Raw genomic sequence first — 17184 nt, forward strand, 5'->3', positions numbered from 1 at the left:
TGAGGTGTCCTGACAAGATCGGACAGTCCCGGATCAAGCAGCCTGAGCAGTTCTCCAATACCTCTTGTTAAACTCCGCCGGGCTGACATTGCCAAGTCGTGAATGCCGACGCTGGCGGTTGTAAAAATCTCTATGTATTCCTGAATCGCTGCCTTGGCCTCCGCTCTCGTCTTGAATCTATGGTGGTGAACCAGTTCATTTTTAAGAGACCCCCAGAAGCTTTCTATCGGGGCATTGTCGAAGCAGTTCCCCTTGCGTGACATGGAGGTCTGCATGTCAAATTGTACCTGGAGAGCCCGGTAAGCCTTGGCACAGTACTGACTGCCACGGTCTGTGTGATGAATAAGCCCAACGGGTGGCCTCTTCTGCTGCACAGCCCGAAACAGCGCCTGACTGACCAACCCGGTGGTCATTCGCTCTCCCATCGCATAACCCACTATCTCACAGGTAAACACATCCTTGAGACCAGCCAGATAAAGCCAGCCTTCGTCGGTGGCGATATAGGTGATATCACCGGTCCAGACTTCGTTGGGCTTCGTCGGCGCAAAGACCTGACCAAGGAGATTCTCCGCCACAGGCAGGGAATGAGCAGAATGGGTTGTCGCCTTGAATTTGCGCTTTTGTTTGCAAGACAACCCCATTTCACGGCGCAATCGCCCAATCCGGTCCCGCCCAGCGTAAAATCCTTCGGCGGCCAACTCAGCTTGTAAACGCGCTGCGCCATAGGTCTGGCGCGTCTTGCTGTGAGCAGCCCGAATGGCGACCTTGAGTCGTTCATCTTCTTGTTGGCGCTGTGACGGTGGACGCAGGCGCCAGTGGTAGAAGCCCGCACGAGAGACCTCCAGCACACGACAGATAACGGAAATGGGATAGAAGTCCTGCTGGTTGGCTATCCACGCGTACTTGGCAGTGACTCCTGAGCAAAGTACGCGGCGGCCTTTTTTATGATGTCGCGCTCCATGTTGGCTTGTGCGAGAGCTTTGCGTAGCCGGGCCACTTCAGCCTCCAGCTCGGCGACAGAACGCGCTCCGGGAATGGCCGATGTATCCTTTCCTCCTTTGGCTGCGACCACCCAGTTGCTCAGTGTGCCTTTGGCAATACCCAACCTTCTAGCGGCTTCAGCTTGGCCAAGGCCTTGCTCCAATACCAGTCGAACCGCCTCTGCCCGAAACTCTGGTGAATAGTGTTCTCTCGATTTCATTCAATACCCCCGATTGTCTCATCGTAACAATCGGGACTGTCTGTGAAAATCAGGATACCTCAGTAAGGGGCATTATGGAGGCAAGAGCCCGCAGGCTGCTCCGAACACGCTGGCACGCCAGTTTAAGGTCCCAGCCCCCAACATCTCCTGGGTGACCGACATTACCTATATCCGCACTCAAGAAGGGTGGCTGTATCTGGCGGTGGTGCTCGATCTGTTTTCTCGCCAGATCGTCGGCTGGGCAATGAAGCCACGCATGACGGCAGACTTGGCGGTTGAAGCGTTATTGATGGCCGTCTGGCGGCGCAAGCCAAAGCAGCCGGTACTGGTGCATTCGGATCAGGGCAGCCAGTTTACCGGTGGTGAATGGCAGGACTTTCTGAAGGCCCACAACCTGAGTTGCAGCATGAGCCGACGTGGCAACTGCCACGACAACGCTGTTGCCGAGAGCTTCTTTCAGTTGCTCAAACGAGAGCGGATCAAGCGCAGGATTTACGTGACAAGAGACGAAGCCCGCAGCGATGTGTTTGATTATATCGAGATGTTTTACAACCCCATCAGGCGCCATGGTTCCAATGATGGGCTGTCGCCGGTAGAGTTTGAAAAGCAGTTCAATGTTCAACAACAGAGTGTCTAGAAAACCCGGGGCAATTCACTACGAGCTGATTGCATCTGTGCCAGCTGGGCCCAGGAACGGCAGAGCAGGTCATGCCATGTGAGCGGGGAGGTATTGTCTGTGCCGTTGCTCTGGCGACGGGGTTGCTGATTTTCATCAAGCGTGTAGGGATGGATGTGGACTATCCGCAGCAACCATTGCTGGCCCCCTCTACTGGGAACCTTCTGCTCATCAATGACCAGAATGTCGGACAAGAGGCGTATTTTGGAGAAGGTGTACCACATAGACCAAGCGGAACCGCCTAATATGGCAGCGGCCTCTCGTGTACTGACCAGGCGTTGCTGTTCATAGAGCCAGTGGGCTACCTGCAAGGTGCGGGGAAGGGGTTTGTCAGTTGGACGGCTTGCCAATGGCCTCTCCTGGTTTTATCTGGCTGGCGCTGGATGGGCGTGCGTTGAGAATTGTCAAACGTGATGGTCTCTGCTAAGGTTCCGCCTCTTTGCGGGCCTATAGCTCAGTTGGTTAGAGCAGAGGACTCATAATCCTTTGGTCGCAGGTTCGAATCCTGCTGGGCCCACCACAACGCCAGAGTGGTGAAATTGGTAGACACAGCGGACTTAAAATCCGCCGGGCACATAAGCCCTTGCCGGTTCGATCCCGGTCTCTGGTACCATAGCCATCGGGCGTCCTCTCCTGGTTTCTAACGCCAGCCATACTTTTCCCGTAACGGTATGAACTCTTCGAGCAAGTTGGAGGCGTGGTTAATTCGAGCTGTGCTCCCTGGCATCAAGCTCACCCCCGGCTGGAATTTGGTTATCTTGAAATCAAGATCCTCCTTGGCCGTAGATAATGCTCCGCCACACATAGGGCAATCTAATTGCACCCCGAATGGGGCTTGTTCAATATTTTCTCTCCACCAAACTTTTTTGCAGGTACCCTTACATTTGTAAATCGGATGTTCATCCAAGTCCGAGCTGGTGATGTGGTACTCGGTTGTCACTTCAATCATGGTTTCTCCTTAACTCTCGACCAGAGAGAACCCCGTCCTCATGCGCTCTTGCACGATAGCTAGCTGGTAGCCACTAATCTTTCCAGCCCCTCTTCGGTCATCTGGGCGGGGCGGGGTTATCTCTCGGCCACGCAATATGCCACTCAGAAGCCATTCATTCAGCTCACCAACGTGGATACCCAACATTTTCGCTGCCAGCTCCCGGCTGTAACTCTGCTTTGAGCAGGGCGTTATCCCTCAACTCGTCGTATGTACCGGCCTGCATCGCCAGTAGGACACGGCGGGCAAGTAACTCGGCGGCCGTTCGGTGAATGTTACGCGCTGGCCCATGTGGGTGGCTACCCAGTGTCCTTTAGCATTTCGGGCTAACCCGTTCATCGTTTGTTCCTCTGACTTAGGCCGATTTATTTGCCTCCGGCAATGTTTGAATTGAATACCGGAGCCCGCACCTGCGTTTTTGTTGGCTCCGGATAAATGGCCAGAACTTTGATAAAGATTCGGCGACGTGCCATTCGCCCAGGTTCCGGTTTGCAACATCGAGTCTCGGCCAATTTATCCACATAGCTCAACGATCTCAGATAGATCACCACTTTGCTTGCATCGCTGGATGGTATCCCAAGCAGATAGGACACATCGTAAAGGTCGAAGAACTCACCATGTTTAAGCGCCCATCTTGCGACCTTCAACGCTGGCAATTTCAGTTTGCTGTCCATTGAGTCCTATCCTTATCAACGCAGTGTCACAACAATGGCGTGCTTGGCGTCAGTCTTCGTTAACTGCTTGATCATGCGCTGGGCTCTGTTCTGTCTTGGGGCTGTGTGACATGAAAAATAGAGTTTTCACTCGAATAGTTGGTGAGGCACCGCTAGCACTCGCGCACTACGAAATAAGTCCGTGTTGCTCAATGTGATCTAGAGCCTGGCGCGCAACAGCCTCGAACACGCGAAATGCCTCATCCCAAGTCAACGCATCCCCATACACCATAGGCTTCACGAACGCCTCATAACGATCTTTGTATAGGGGGTCACCAGCAATCACATCCAGGCCAAACCGCATCACACCGATAGGATCTTTTGCAAACTCGGGGTGTTGGGGACCATAGCGATCACGATCCATCTTCATCCCTTCAGCTATCAGCCCTGCCAGTTCTGCCAAATCAAAGGTGGTACTTTGTTGCAGGCGATAAGTGTCATAAATGTGGCGAACCAACGACTCATCGTCCAATCGTTCTGGGTCATGCTTGACGCTGGCTGTTCTGCGCAGCATCGACAACACTTTCTCGGCTTGGGTGGAGATCAGGGGAACCGTGTTGAAGGCTGGCACTTCAGGTCCTTGCTGCATGGCTTCATTGTGCAGCGAACAAATGGGCATGGGGTTATGGCCTGCAAGCAGATCAGTCTCAATGAGTTCGAGCTTGATGAAAGGCCGAAGGCAGGGGGCCTTGCTGAAGGCCTGTGGGTATCTCACCGGCATTTCAATGTACCTGTGCTCATCCCGACAAGTGACCTCAGCCTTCTCTACTTGGAAAACGCCAGTCGCATTGAGCTCTTCAATCAAACCATCTCTGATGGCTTTGCGATGGCGCTTCATCGCGCTTCGAGATTCATCTTTAGCACTATCGTTAACAGATAACTTGATGTCGACATCTTCAGACATACGCTGAAGCTTGACGTCAGCTTTGGCTAATGCGGTCCCGCCTGCAAACACCATGGTGTGGTGCTGGCAAAAATGGCTTGCAAGCAGTTTGAGCAGTTGGACGACGTAGTAGTCCTTTTCTGCTATCGCAGGGTTATCGATCCCGAAGTAGTCAGAAACGTCGGCGAAAATCGAATAATCTTTAGGCTGCATTGAACACTCGGCTTCCTATTTTCAGCTTTCTGGAAAAACGCTTTTTAGGCTTAACTTCCATAAAGGCGGGAACCTGAGTGGATTTCCCCGCGGCATAAGCTGCGGTCAGGCCCTTCAGTTCGTAAGGCACCTTCAGGCGGTCAAGCGTAGCAATGAGTACGGCGTCTGGACCACCAGGGGAGGCGATCATCAAGCGACTATTGATCCGGTTACGCCGTGCCTTTGCATACACGCCGTAGCCGACCTTCAGAAGCAGACCCTTTTCACACATCTGGCGTAAGGCTCTACCTATTTGGTCATAACCGCCCAAGTCATCGAAATCCTCACGGAGAAACACATCTCGCTTAGATCGTTTGATTCGTGCTTCAACACGGTCTGCAATGGTCATCATGAGTCCTCCTTTCTACATCTCCCTCAATTATACAAAAACACGACAAATTTGCATGCAAAAACACGACACCGCTATCGTGGTTGTATGTCGTTTTTTGTCTCATCCCCCCCTATATTTTATCCACCGGGTCAAATACTAGCTCTAGCAGGTAGGAGGCCTGCTTGTGCAGTTCTATGAGCGTGAGCCTGTCGGATCTGAGGTGCAGACTCTCCGCAACCGCTTGAACAGTGGCAACCCAGGGGCGGACTTCTTGGGCCTGTGTGTATCCAAAATGCCACCCCTGCAGCAGCGGCAGATGGCCGAGTTCTTCGGCCTTACAGCACCAGAGCAAACGCCCTCCTGATCTCCTCCTTCCTCACGTCCAGGTATGGCCAGCTCGGTGACGTGCACACCGGTTGAATGGGTGAGCCATAGCAGCATCACATCACGGATGGGCTGACGGCCTGTTACCGAGGCTACACGGATCACATGGCGAAGCTGTCCAGGGCGAAGGGATGTGGCATGACTGGCAGCTGGTTTGGGGTGGTAGTGCATGGGGGGGCTCTCTGTCTAGCGCTGGAATCCGGCAGGGTATCGAGAGAGTGAAGGGCAGGCCTCCTGGTGATCATACCAGCAGGGCCGCCCTGGTGTTCACGGAAAGTTTATACGTAGTCATGGACTGGCTTCATTTGATTCTTTATGATGGGCGCATCGCTCGGCGTCTGGTGCTGCCTGAACCATCAGGCGCTGTGTGGTATTCCTTTCTGAATCTTTGCATGGATATGTGCCACTTTGCCCCGCGGCTACCTGGTTGCGGGTTTTTTTTGCTCTGATGCGTTGTCGAGAGCAAAAAAAAAGGCCATTAAATGGCCTCAAATGTCTATTGGTCGTAGAAGCTCTATGACAGATGCAACCATACGGAGCTGCACTTGTCTGGATGAGTATAGCGCAGTCAGTGTGGGCCGATAGGAGAGGTAAGACCGAGCGGAACCTTGATGGGGTCGCTGCCCATGGAGAGTGGCAAGATGCCCTTCAATAGTTATGAAGAGAATACCTATCTGGATAGGCTGCTCCGAGAAGCGATCAAGCGATGGGATCCCGTCAAACCACGGCGCTGGCTGGCTCGCTATGGCAGCCTGCATGCTCTGGGCATTGGCAACGGAGATGGCGCTCAGAGATACAGGGAGATCCAGGCGCAGGCCATTGCGTTAACGCGCCGAGGAAAGCGCCCTGAAAGCACAGGTTCACTCCCCAACATTATCTACCCGGATTGGTGAAAGACCATCACGTTGCCTACCCCATCCCCCCAAGGGGAGAACAGGGTGAGCTGGTCAGTGTCTGCCCTTAAACTGCCGCGCTTCGCTTGCCTGCTGGCTTGTTCGTCGCAGCGAAAAGATGCCGCTCCTCAAAGCCCAGCCGTGACATGCTATTGCTTGAGTCCTGTGAGCCAGCTTGCGATCAATTGAAATGCGATATTGATTGATCAGATGGCGATTTTGATTATTGCAGCACCTCAGTCAATGCTCTCGAGGTGCTGCTCCTGCACCCGTTGCCACTTCTTGCATTCAGCGCTGTTACCCTGCTGTGTCCAGTAGCCGCAAATCATCCCGGCCAGCTCCGCGGCCAGGGCATGGTCACCATCCCGGCGACTCACCAGGTAATGGGACAGGTAGTTCTGGTATTGTTTCAGGCTCATCATCACTTACTCATGGGGTGGCGGATGTCAGGAGGGTAAACGGCCATCCTCAGTGCAACAGGGTTTGGTTTCCCCCGACATCCGCCATAAAAAGGTTGGGTGCTTGCGACCATGAACAAGCCATCTGAACAACCCCGAAAAGGCGGGGCTGGAGTCCCCGCCTTGCCGGTGTTACCTCTTCGCTTCGTAGGCCAAGTTCAGCCGGATCTCCGTTTGTCCCTGGTGAACCTCAAGTTCACACAGGGAGTCTCGTACCAGGGAGATGACCCCCAGTGCGGTGATGCACACGATGAGCAGTGACACCACGGCGGTTTTTCCAAACATACTTGCCTCCTTCGGCAGAAGAGGCTTAAAATCAGTTTGCGGAACATGACTCGAGCCTCGTTGGTGAATGAAAATTGACCTTCGGGGCTTTCGTCTATCTGGCTCTTGCTTGCGCTTGAGACAGACAGCCTCAAGCACCCGCGCCTATGATACAACCTTGACGCCCAATGTCCCAGAGAAGCCGACAAAACGACAAGCGAGCGCACCTGGCTCACATCGATGCACTGCTGCAGGAGGCCATCAGCCAATGGCAGCCCGAGCAGCCTCGCCGTTGGCTGGCTAAATATGGCGGCTGGGCGTTTGAGGGGAATAATCCCCTTGTCCTGGAGTACCGCGCTATCCGCAGGCAGGCCATGCAGCTGCTGAAGCGACGCCGCTAACGGCGAAGGCTTTCCATCAAAATCGCCATTAGATTATTCATTATCTGATTTTGATGGTTGGCGAGATGATCTGATAGCCCCGTTGCTCGCGTCGGCGACACTCCTGGTGGAAATAGTGGGTTGCCTCGTGCTCACCGGGAAAGGCTTTAACCAGTATCTTGCCCCTGGCCGTGCCCTTGCGGCCAAACACCTTGACCACCGTCCAGTCACCAAACAGGTCTTTTTGCAGCAACAGCGCGTAGTGGCGGGTATCTCGCTGGTACTGGATGAGGGTGGTGGCCATTGTCTTCTCCTGGGGCGTTGTCGGCATGGTGGCATGAGCGGTGACGGGTATCGCTCAGGTTATCCACAGAAGTGGGGGACAGGGTTGTGTGCAACAGGGGATAACCGTGTATTTCTGGTAGCGCTTGCGGCTCTCATCGCATAGTATGAGTGGTGCCGCTTGAGTCATCATGCGCTTTCCATCAACCGGAACGTTCCTCGTCACCTGACCCAAGCGGCACTTAAGCACTGTTTTCCGTATCCTGGTTAACTCCCTTCACACCGCGATCTCGTGGCGTTTTTTTCTGTCTCCAACCGGGGCTGCTTATCCCCGCGATCCGGCGCTCTTTGTGTCGCGGGCCTTGTCTCTGTGGTCGTGTGGTGGCCCGTCATCAGAGATTATCAAATCAGTCTTTTGAGTTATCAAAAGCGCCATTTGATGGTTGTTACTGGCTGATCTCGGTGAGGTGTCGAGCGGTGATCATGTTGTATTGCCCGGCCCCGCCTGCTCGTCGGTTTGCCTGAGTGCGTTGAGTTTGGCCATGGCTCGCGCTCGATCTTCATCACTGATGGGGGTCTGCTCGCCGCGTGGGCCAAGCCGATAAGGGGCTCTGGTGAGGGCCTTGAGGTAGGAGATCCGGCGGCAGTGGCTGGCCAGGGCTCTGGCTATCTGCTTTTGATCAAATGGCTCGCCCGCTTGTTGCAGGTGTTCGGTGATCTCTTCGAGGATCCCAATCTGCAACGGGATAGCTTGCCCGTCCGGGAACAGGGCTGGCCAGTGTTTGCGCAGGCACTGCAGCAGGGGAGAGGGGGCGCTGGCTTTCTTCTTGGGCTGCTTTCTTTCGCCTGTTTGCGGTGGTGGGCTGGGGTGATCGGCTGGCTGTGTGATCTGTGGTTTGATTTTGTTGAGGCTCAGCACTGGACGGGCGGTGATGTCACTCACGATTTCCTCCAGGGGGTGGCAAGGGGGATGGGGAGGACTTTATCGAACCCGTTCTCAAGATGCAAAACGCTTCTGCTGCGCGCTATTTCGCCTTGAGGTCACCTCGTGTTGCTTCGGGCATGACCGCGAGCGGTCGCGCTGTCATGCTTCGCAGCGAGCCAGCGAACCGATGCTGTCTCGCCCCTTCGGGTTTCCATCGCTCATGCCTGCGCCTCTTCGAGGCTGCGCGCTCCGCTTGCCGCGCCTGTGGCCATCTCGATTGCTCCTGACTGACCTCTCCGAGCCCTTCACCGCCCGTCAAACTAACACGCCGGTCATCTGCACCAGTGTGCGCTTTGCCGACCTCCTCACCCGTTCGCACTCACTGCGTTCGCTTGCGCTGCGGCTTACGGGGTCGCACTGGTGCCGACTCCCTGGTCGCGTGTTGTTTTCCTCTGTGCGGCGAAGAACTCAGAGAGGCAAATCAACAACAGCAACGCGGTAAAGAGCCAAAGGCGCAGAAAACCTAAAGCGCGGCTCGGAATCTAGAGAAGCAAATGGGGTTCAAGACCCGGCAACCAGCATAGAGAGGCAATCATGAGCGCAACCGTCATTTCAATGGAAGATTTCAACGCAGCCAACACACAGCAGCAGGGCACCCAATACGCCTGCCGTCCCGTCAGCGTCCTTGTTCAGCGCTCCGAGTCAAGCGCTTGGTGCGATGCGCAGCGTGTGACCTTTGCCGACTTTGAAAAGGAGGCCATGATCGCTGCCCTTGGTCACGCTGGTCGCGGTTATCTGAAAACACACGTCACCGTGACCCTGAGTGATGGCAACACCGTTGATCTGCGCCTTGACCTGGCGGCATCCGGGGATCTTGGCATCGCCGATCACTGCCTCTCTACGCTGAAATATGCCGAGACAGAAGAGGGCCGCCAGCGTTTGGCCGCTTACCCGGAGAGCATGCGTGATGCCCACCTTAACACCCTCGCGTTTTTGCGCAGGATTGATTTTGGGGTGGATGACGAGGGCTACCAAGCGGCGCGGATGATCGCGGGCCTCGCCGACATGGCGGCAATCGTGGAGCAGGACAAAGCAGCCAAGGCCGAGGCAGATGCACAGGAAAAAGCGCAAGAGGAGGCCGCGACAGTCGAGGCGGCCCGCCTGGCTGCTGGTGCCCCTGAATATGCTCACCTTGTTGCGCTCGGTGAGCAGGATCGCGGTGGCGTAGCTGCTGCCAAAAACGTGCGCCGCGATCTGAAAAAGGCGTTCCCTGGGGTCAAATTTTCCGTGAAAAGCACCTACTCCACGGTCAATGTCAGTTGGCTGGATGGCCCGACCCGCCGAGAAGTGGACGACCTGCTCGGCAAGTACGAGCAAGGCCACTTTGACGGGATGACCGATTGCTATACCTACCACACCAGTGCATTCAATCAGATGTATGGGGCCGTGCAATACACCTTTACCAGCCGCGACCATAGCGAGGCGCTGCGCGCCGTGGCCACCCGTTTGATAGAGCAGCAAAGCGGCGAGAAGGTGACCGGCGACACCCATCAGCAGATCTGGGGGGAGTGGGCGAGTTCCCTGGTGTGGCGAGAAGCGAGCCGGATCACTCTGGTGGAGGGGGTCTGGCACCACGATGGTGCGCCGATCGAATGGCGCAACGCGCAGCAGGCCGCGCCAGTGGTTGAGGTTGCCCCGCTATCACAGGAGCAAGTCACGCCAGCGGCAGAGCCGCAGGCCAAGCCGACATTTTTACCCCGGCGCATCGGCGGTACCTGGTCTGTGACCATCGGGCAGGGCGGCCAGACCCACCAGTTTGATGGCATTGTGGCAGCGAGTCCCGCCGAGGCTTGCCGCATCGCATGGGCCATGCTGATCCAAACCACGCCACCGGACGATGATCCGAGCGGCGAGCCGCTCCCCGTTGAGCCTGTTGCCGAACAGCTCACCCCCGTCGAACCGGGGGCCACGGCCCCCACACTGACCCGAGCTCAGACACTGGGCGACTATCGCGGGCGAGTAGAGCACAAGCGTGAGCGCCTCAAGGGCCGCGCCTGTCAGGCCGCCAGCCAGAGCGCGGGCCGTCATGTGGCGGTACGTGCCATTCTGAGTTTTATCTCTCCCGGCCAGCCTATTTTGGTTGGCCACCACAGCGAGAAGCGCCACCGCCGCGACCTGAAGCGCATGGATCAGCACATGGAGAAGGCTGTCGCGCTGGCGAACAAGGCTGACTATCTGGAGGAGAAGGCGGCCAGCGTTGGCCAAGGTGGGATAGCCAGTGATAATCCGGATGCGTTGGCGTTGCTGCAAGCCAAATTAGCCAGGCGAGAGGCCCGCCAGCAGGCGATGAAAGAGGCCAACAAGGTAACTCGCGGCACCTATCAGGGGTGGCAGCTCAGTAATAACTCGGCCGAGATCCGGCGCTTGCGCCAGCGTATCGAGCAGCTGCAGACATTGCACAACACCACCCCCCTCGAGCAAGCCGGGGCAGGGTGGCGGATGTTCGAGGATGATGGCCGTATTCAGATCCATTTTGATGGTAAGCCGGCATCCGAGCTACGCCAGTTGTGCAAGGGGGCGGGATTTGTCTGGTCACCCAGCCGCTGCGCCTGGGTTCGTAAAGTGACGGCAAGAGCGGTCAACGAGGCGCGCCGGTTAGCGCGTGCCTTGCCGGCGATAGAGTAACCCTGCCTGTGCTTATCGGCCCCGGCTTGCCGGGGCTTTTCCCCTGTCGATAAGGCTGGGCGCGTTGCGCCCGCTCTTTGTTGCTGCCGGGTGGCACCGTAGGTGCGGCGCGCCGGTTCCTCCCTGTACCCGATGGGGCATCCTTGCCTTGATAACGTCATAACACACTGCCGCCGGCACCGTCCGGGGAACCCTGCTGCCCTCTGCCATCGTGCAATGCCCCGCATTGCGGGACGCAAACAGCCTTCAAGCGGCTTTCGCGGCATATCCTCGCCGCGAAAAGCATACGGCTGCGGTATTCCACGTCCGCTTGACCCGCTGCAGAGCATTGCGTGTTGGCCTCGGGCAGCAGGGAATGGCGACCATCCCGGAGACCTCCTGCTACCCCATATGACGAGGCCAATACCATGTCACGATTCATGCTGGGTGATAGCGTTCAGATCATGTCTACCTTTCCAGATGCTGCCGTCGATTTCATTCTCACCGACCCACCCTATCTGGTCGGCTTTAAAGACCGTGCCGGTCGCTCGATTGCCAACGACGTCACCGACGAATGGGTACAACCCGCCTTTGAGCAGATGCACCGGGTACTCAAGCCTGATGCGCTGGCGGTGAGCTTCTACGGCTGGAACAAGGTTGACGTGTTTATGGCTGCCTGGAAGCAGGCAGGCTTTCGGGTGGTGGGGCACCTGGTATTCACCAAGTCCTATGCGTCCAAGGCGGCCTTTGTCGGTTATCGCCATGAGTGCGCCTATCTGCTCGCCAAGGGGCGGCCCCAGGTGCCCGGTCAGCCGCTGCCGGATGTGCTGCCCTGGGCGTACTCAGGCAATCGCCATCACCCGACCGAAAAGCCCATAGGCTCATTACAGCCGCTGATTGAGTCGTTTACCCGTCCGGGGGACATTGTGCTCGACCCGTTCGCAGGCTCGGGGTCTACGTGTGTCGCGGCGGCCAAGTGCGGGCGGCGCTATATCGGGATTGAGCTGTTGCCGCAATACCATCAGGCAGGGGTTAACCGGCTTAACCAACTCACAGGCCAGCGGGCTGCATAAGGGGAGGGGATACCATGTTGGCAGTGGAAACCCGGTTAGAGACCATGGCACAGCAGGCCCTTGAACTGGTGAAGTCCATGGAGGCACTCAGAATGGCTGCCATTGAGGTCAGCCGCGAGCAGGGCGAGCTTGAGCCTGTTGAGCTGTTGTTGCTTCAGATGATTGGCGAGGAAGAGGACAAGGTGCAGGCGGTGGCCCGCAATCTGTTCACCTGGCAGCACTTGGCGAGCAAGAGGAAGCCCCGCAGGCGATAGGGTGAGCCATGGCGGCACGGCAATCAGGGGCCTGCCGCCAGTCCGAGTAACCCGGAAACGCCACACATAAAGCACTTCCCCGGCTCCAGCCTTCGGCTGTGGCCGGGCCGCCCTCCGGGCGGTCTGAATTGTGCGTGGCTTCCTTCATCGGTTTAACCAGGTGCTTGCCCGATGGAGTGACAGGGTAAATCATCCTGGTCTGCTGGGTCTGCTGGGTCTGCTGGGTCTGCTGGGTCTGCTGGGTCTGCTGGGTCTGCTGGGTCTGCTCTACCCACATCAATCAAATGCTGATTTTGATAATTCAATTCCACAAAATGACTTGGGCATGACCGCAAGCGGTCGCGCTGTCATGCTACGCATCGAGCCAGCGAAAAGATGCTGTCTCGCCCCTTCGGGTTTCCATCGCTCATGCCTCCGCCCCTAAAGGGGCTGCGCGCTCCGCTTGCCGCATCATTGGCCGCTGCTGGTCTTATTTTCCTCCCTGAGACTTCACCGCGCATCAACATAACACGCCGGAATAAATAGCAAGAGCGCCCTCTGCACCCGTTCGCGCGAACAAGTTCGCTTGCGCTGCGGCTTTGAGTGCCCTCTTGCTATTTCTTCTTGTCGGCGTGTTGTGTCGCTTCGCACGGCGAAGAACTCAGAGAGGCAAATAAAAATAAGCAGGGAGCAGATGCCAATGACGCAGAAAACCTAAAGACCGGCTCAGAATCTAGAGACGCAAATTTCACAAAGACAAAAAAGGAATTAACCATGACAACTATCGAGCAAGTAAATAATGAATGCGGCATTGCAAGCCAATGGGGGCTTTTGCGTGATATTACGCCCAGCTTTGGGGCTAGATTGGTTCAGGAGCGTTATCGTCTGCATTTCCTTCCTGACCGTGCGGGGCTTGTTGGGGAATGGTCAGAGCAAGAAGTAGCCGCATTGGAAGCAGTTTTTACAACGATTATTAAAGAGCTTGAAGGCGCTTTGTTGGCGGGCGAACTGGACACACACCGCCAAAAGTGCATCCGCATAGAGCAAGGCGGCTTTATATGTGAGGCGGATAGTCTGGGGAACTTTGGATATATATACATTTCAGTGTATCCCGCGCGCTTGGTTTGATGTTGGATTTTCTTTTACTAATTTATGAATGAGGTGTTTGCTATGTCATGTTTGATTGCAGGGGTTGTGATTGAGTCGAAACGTTTGGATATGATGCCCAAGTATTTTGGTCGCTGGATGATGCAGACTGAAACAAACATTTACGGGTGGCTTTCTCGCATCTGCGCCGCGTATCAGGGTGGCTATTGGGATATGTGGGAAGTATCTAATGATGCATTCTTTATGGTTCCCCCTGCCATTGATGAAGGTTATAAACTGTCCATTGATAGCAATGGTTTTGAGGGGGTGTTATCTGCTCATGCTGCTGGTGTGGTTGTCTGTCTTTTTGCATATTGCCACGTTTGGGAAATAACAGGCGATGATCGCTTTGCAAAGCTCTATCACGCTTTGCGTGAATATGCCCTGACCTTGGACGAGTACAGCCTTATTTTTCAAGCGACAGACTAACATGCCTTGTATTAACCAACGTTATTTTGCCCCTTTCGTGGGGCTTTTTTTATGTCCTCATAAGTGGCCTTGACCCGCTGCGCATACCACTTGCGTTTTGCTGCCTGCTCTGGTGATGCGGAAAATCCGGCATAATAAGCGCCTACGGCCTCCCAGTTGTAGCCCATGCGTTTGATCGCGTGAGCCATATAATATGCCCCAGTGTAGATATTTAAACATGGATAACGATATAACCCCTCTGGGGTGATCCCGAACTGTGCCAAGTGGGAGAAATTACTAGAGTGGATCTGCATTAGGCCAACGGCATATTTTTTCTCAGAGACGACATTTAGTGCGCGAGGATTAAAGCTGGACTCTCTAAATGAGGTGGCCCGCAACAAATCGGGGTCGATACGGTAAGCCTGACCAGCGAGATCGAAACAATCGGCGGCACTCACGTTATGGGATAACAAGAGCATCAGCGTAAACAGTTTTTTCATGTCACTCCCTCTCTGGTCGATGCCTTCATTTTGCCACTGGATAGCAAGCCATGCCAGGTAAACCTCATTCGTTAATATGCCTGGACAGGGTAACGAGCAAATTGCCCGGCGAACTGATGCCGCACAATTCCCCCGTCACCCTGTCCTATATCGGCGAGAGAGTCACACAGAGCAAGATAACCCCATGAAAAACGCCGCGCAGAGGATAACTCGAAAATTTTCCGGCGAACGGATGCCGAAAAATCCCCTCGTCACCCTCTGCGCGCATATACCGAGTCAGCCAAAATCCCATATTGGTAGATAGCCTACTCCTCAACCCCAAAGCTCCACACCCGTAGCAAATCTTTGATTTGCAGATATGCACTTTAAAATCATCGGCTTATAACAACTCCTATGTTGTTTGTTTGTGTGATCTAAACAAACTAGAGTCTATAGGGACTTCTATAAGAGTCCCTATAGAGTGCAATCTAGAGTTCGATTAGAGTCATGCCGCATAAAAACTAGGGATAGACCCTGTGGGACTCTAAGAGGAGTCCGCATTAACTCATCATGCCGAGTCGGGTCTTTTGGTGATTTTTGATGCTACGCCATCCGCTAGACTCTAACAGGACTCTCGCGTAGAATGAGGGTATTAATACAATAATAGGGAACAATGATATGCCGAGAGTTCAAGTCTATCTTAAGCACAATTGTATTGATGAAATACATGGGCTAGTCGAGGAGGATATCCAGGCGGGAGCAAATCCAGCAGAGGTCAGTTTTTCCAGTAAAGCCTGCATGTTATTGGAATTGGGGTTGCGTGTTTATAATTTAAGGCGCTCTGAGCATACGAGCTCAGGTCATGATGATTTTGATAGATTGTTGCTCCAATCTAGCTTGGAGTCTATGTTTTTAAGCCAACACTTAACTGCCAAGCTTGGCAATATGGATAAAAGTGAAAAAGATTCTTTGCGAGCATCGATAGATAGAAAGGTGGCAGAAAAAATGGAGCCGTTTTTCCCTGCTACTGATGATGAGTAATGCTTAAATAAAGACTGCTCAGAATGGAGTTCTGAGCAGTCTTTAGGTATGGTGTGGTCATTTTTTGATTAGTCCAAACCCTTGCATTATTTTTGAGCTGAGTTTTCTAAGTACACTATTGACTGGGTTTGGTGGTGTGTACACTAATACTTCGGATACTTCGGATACTTCGGATACTTCGGATACTTCGGATACTTCGGATACTTCGGATACTTCGGATACTTCGGATACTTCGGATACTTCGGATTTAAGTATACCAACCTTCCCTTTTACGCCATCTTGGTTAAAAGGCAGTGATATTTTATCACTAAATCTAACAGAGAAGAACTCATAGTGTTCCACGTAAAAACATCCATTGTTAGGGGCATCTTTGGCAAAAAAGAATATGTATGGATATTTTGTCGGAGATTTTTTACTTTCATAATAATGTGCCCTTGCATTATCTAGGACATTGCCCACTGACAAATCGAACGCGAACTTTTTCTGTATAGACCAACTTTGAGTGTTTAGCTTTAGCTTGAATCGTTCTTCTTTGGATGTAAATGGCAGAAGAGTGATCGTTACAATCCCTTCTAACTCATAAGGTTTTTCATTGAATGACATTTGACAATAAAAGATATGCCCGCCCTTATAGTCTTTATTGGCAGTTATTAACTGGAATGCACTCTGGTAAGTGCTCTTTTTACTTCCAGGTAATTTTATGAGGTTTACCTTGGCCTGACTAGGGTCTTCTATGTAATAGTCAATTACGGCCTCTATATACTTTGATGATCTGCCATCATTGCTGTTTTCTTTTTGTGTCGCACTTGCACTGGCCTCCCTACGGTTGCGCGTTGCTGCACTGATGGTCGATGGCTCTCTGAGTTCATTTATATATGTGGAAAATGGGGCCTGCTGCCCTTCTTCCGAGTCGGCATGTTTTTCCTTTTTGTTATGTGTTGTTTCGCATTCTGGGTGGTGTTTCTTATACTTAAAATAAGACTCCACTTTGTTTGTTTCTTTGTAGGCGCAAGGGATAGCCGGCATCTCGCACTCATCATATGGACAAACAAATTCAGTTCTGTTTATTTCATCCTGAGTCATTGATTTAAGGTGTTTTCCATGAAAAATATCTTGTGTGTTTTTTATTTTGGCAATGGACATAATGTTTTCTATCCCTTTGGTTATATTGTGATGCCGATCTGTACCACAATACATATTGATTGACAATGTTGCGGATAGCCTAAGTGGATGTGTGGTTGGCCTACTTTCATTTATTCAACGAAATCCTGATGCTCGATCAGCATTGTTGAAGATAAAGACATATATATTTCTATGTGATTAAGTTTGTCATTTAAGTTCTAGCTTCATCTGTTCCTTGACGAACAATGAAGGGTGAGTGAAATGCTGTCACACAGACTGTGAAGTCTTAATGAGTGGAAAGCTAGGTTGTTTTCTAAAAATTAGAGCGAACAAGCCTTTGGCATTGGGGGGGGGCAGTTCAGCATTGGGTTAATTAAGATGCGTCCGT

Annotated in this window: 18 protein-coding genes, 2 tRNA genes and 2 pseudogenes; 11 read left to right on the forward strand and 11 right to left on the reverse strand. The window is 53.5% G+C overall.

Going from position 1 to position 17184, the window contains the following annotated elements; translation table 11 throughout:
- Positions 1-33: 33 nt before the first annotated feature.
- Positions 34-1201: pseudogene (locus AB5Y71_RS03070) on the reverse strand (IS3-like element ISAeme20 family transposase).
- A gap of 46 nt (positions 1202-1247) precedes the next feature.
- Here AB5Y71_RS03070 and AB5Y71_RS03075 point away from each other — a divergent pair.
- The 3 genes and pseudogenes from AB5Y71_RS03075 to AB5Y71_RS03085 all read left to right on the forward strand — a co-directional run.
- Positions 1248-1838: pseudogene (locus AB5Y71_RS03075) on the forward strand (IS3 family transposase); the annotation flags it as partial.
- Positions 1839-2320: 482 nt separating this feature from the next.
- Positions 2321-2397 (forward strand) — tRNA-Ile (locus AB5Y71_RS03080).
- A 4-nt stretch (positions 2398-2401) separates the two neighbouring features.
- Positions 2402-2490: transfer RNA gene (locus AB5Y71_RS03085), tRNA-Leu, on the forward strand.
- Between the two features lie 27 nt (positions 2491-2517).
- Here AB5Y71_RS03085 and AB5Y71_RS03090 read toward each other — a convergent pair.
- The 4 genes from AB5Y71_RS03090 to AB5Y71_RS03105 form a co-directional block, all read right to left on the reverse strand.
- Positions 2518-2826, reverse strand: a complete 309-nt coding sequence (locus AB5Y71_RS03090; protein ID WP_139396514.1) for a hypothetical protein — start codon at positions 2824-2826, stop codon at positions 2518-2520.
- 404 nt (positions 2827-3230) lie between these two features.
- Positions 3231-3539 (reverse strand): hypothetical protein, encoded by a 309-nt coding sequence (locus AB5Y71_RS03095; protein ID WP_368170963.1) that lies wholly within the window; start codon positions 3537-3539, stop codon positions 3231-3233.
- Between the two features lie 166 nt (positions 3540-3705).
- Positions 3706-4674, reverse strand: a complete 969-nt coding sequence (locus AB5Y71_RS03100; RefSeq protein ID WP_368170964.1) for a nucleotidyl transferase AbiEii/AbiGii toxin family protein — start codon at positions 4672-4674, stop codon at positions 3706-3708.
- Complete coding sequence (locus AB5Y71_RS03105; protein ID WP_005321450.1) at positions 4664-5065, reverse strand: DUF6088 family protein; 402 nt, start codon at positions 5063-5065, stop codon at positions 4664-4666. The genes AB5Y71_RS03100 and AB5Y71_RS03105 overlap by 11 nt, the downstream gene beginning before the upstream one ends.
- 1004 nt (positions 5066-6069) lie before the next feature.
- On the opposite strand from AB5Y71_RS03105, the gene AB5Y71_RS03110 reads away from it, so the two are divergent.
- Positions 6070-6321, forward strand: coding sequence for a hypothetical protein (locus AB5Y71_RS03110; protein WP_368170965.1), 252 nt, complete (start codon positions 6070-6072; stop codon positions 6319-6321).
- Between the two features lie 236 nt (positions 6322-6557).
- Here the strand turns inward: AB5Y71_RS03110 and AB5Y71_RS03115 are convergent, their stop codons facing one another.
- Positions 6558-6743, reverse strand: coding sequence for a hypothetical protein (locus AB5Y71_RS03115; protein ID WP_017412827.1), 186 nt, complete (start codon positions 6741-6743; stop codon positions 6558-6560).
- A gap of 168 nt (positions 6744-6911) precedes the next feature.
- Complete coding sequence (locus tag AB5Y71_RS03120) at positions 6912-7064, reverse strand: Hok/Gef family protein (protein ID WP_005321445.1); 153 nt, start codon at positions 7062-7064, stop codon at positions 6912-6914.
- Positions 7065-7231: 167 nt separating this feature from the next.
- On the opposite strand from AB5Y71_RS03120, the gene AB5Y71_RS03125 reads away from it, so the two are divergent.
- A complete protein-coding gene (locus AB5Y71_RS03125; protein WP_201910432.1) occupies positions 7232-7444 on the forward strand; it encodes a hypothetical protein in 213 nt (70 codons plus the stop codon).
- A 40-nt stretch (positions 7445-7484) separates the two neighbouring features.
- Here AB5Y71_RS03125 and AB5Y71_RS03130 read toward each other — a convergent pair whose 3' ends face one another.
- Together AB5Y71_RS03130 and AB5Y71_RS03135 are read right to left on the reverse strand one after the other, a co-directional pair.
- Positions 7485-7727, reverse strand: a complete 243-nt coding sequence (locus AB5Y71_RS03130; protein WP_019841189.1) for a WGR domain-containing protein — start codon at positions 7725-7727, stop codon at positions 7485-7487.
- Positions 7728-8186: 459 nt separating this feature from the next.
- Positions 8187-8648 (reverse strand): ProQ/FINO family protein, encoded by a 462-nt coding sequence (locus AB5Y71_RS03135; protein WP_368170966.1) that lies wholly within the window; start codon positions 8646-8648, stop codon positions 8187-8189.
- Between the two features lie 576 nt (positions 8649-9224).
- Between AB5Y71_RS03135 and AB5Y71_RS03140 the strand changes: the two genes are divergently transcribed.
- The 5 genes from AB5Y71_RS03140 (at position 9225) to AB5Y71_RS03160 (ending at position 14175) form a co-directional block, all read left to right on the forward strand.
- Positions 9225-11315, forward strand: coding sequence for a DUF3560 domain-containing protein (locus tag AB5Y71_RS03140; RefSeq protein WP_368170967.1), 2091 nt, complete (start codon positions 9225-9227; stop codon positions 11313-11315).
- Positions 11316-11734: 419 nt separating this feature from the next.
- Complete coding sequence (locus AB5Y71_RS03145) at positions 11735-12367, forward strand: DNA methyltransferase (RefSeq protein WP_368171001.1); 633 nt, start codon at positions 11735-11737, stop codon at positions 12365-12367.
- 14 nt (positions 12368-12381) lie between these two features.
- Complete coding sequence (locus AB5Y71_RS03150) at positions 12382-12621, forward strand: hypothetical protein (RefSeq protein ID WP_368170968.1); 240 nt, start codon at positions 12382-12384, stop codon at positions 12619-12621.
- A gap of 753 nt (positions 12622-13374) precedes the next feature.
- Positions 13375-13728, forward strand: coding sequence for a type IV toxin-antitoxin system YeeU family antitoxin (locus AB5Y71_RS03155; protein WP_368170969.1), 354 nt, complete (start codon positions 13375-13377; stop codon positions 13726-13728).
- Between the two features lie 42 nt (positions 13729-13770).
- Entirely contained in the window at positions 13771-14175 is a 405-nt protein-coding gene (locus AB5Y71_RS03160) for an antirestriction protein (RefSeq protein WP_368170970.1), read from the forward strand.
- 11 nt (positions 14176-14186) lie between these two features.
- On the opposite strand, the gene AB5Y71_RS03165 is transcribed toward AB5Y71_RS03160, so the two are convergent.
- A complete protein-coding gene (locus tag AB5Y71_RS03165; protein WP_368170971.1) occupies positions 14187-14654 on the reverse strand; it encodes a transglycosylase SLT domain-containing protein in 468 nt (155 codons plus the stop codon).
- A gap of 657 nt (positions 14655-15311) precedes the next feature.
- On the opposite strand from AB5Y71_RS03165, the gene traM reads away from it, so the two are divergent.
- Entirely contained in the window at positions 15312-15674 is a 363-nt protein-coding gene (gene traM / locus AB5Y71_RS03170) for a conjugal transfer relaxosome DNA-binding protein TraM (protein ID WP_368170972.1), read from the forward strand.
- A 57-nt stretch (positions 15675-15731) separates the two neighbouring features.
- Here the strand turns inward: traM and AB5Y71_RS03175 are convergent, their stop codons facing one another.
- Positions 15732-16817, reverse strand: a complete 1086-nt coding sequence (locus AB5Y71_RS03175) for a hypothetical protein (protein ID WP_368170973.1) — start codon at positions 16815-16817, stop codon at positions 15732-15734.
- Between the last annotated feature and the right edge of the window lie 367 nt (positions 16818-17184).

This window comes from Aeromonas sp. R9-2, assembly GCF_040908025.1.
Taxonomy (GTDB): domain Bacteria; phylum Pseudomonadota; class Gammaproteobacteria; order Enterobacterales; family Aeromonadaceae; genus Aeromonas; species Aeromonas veronii.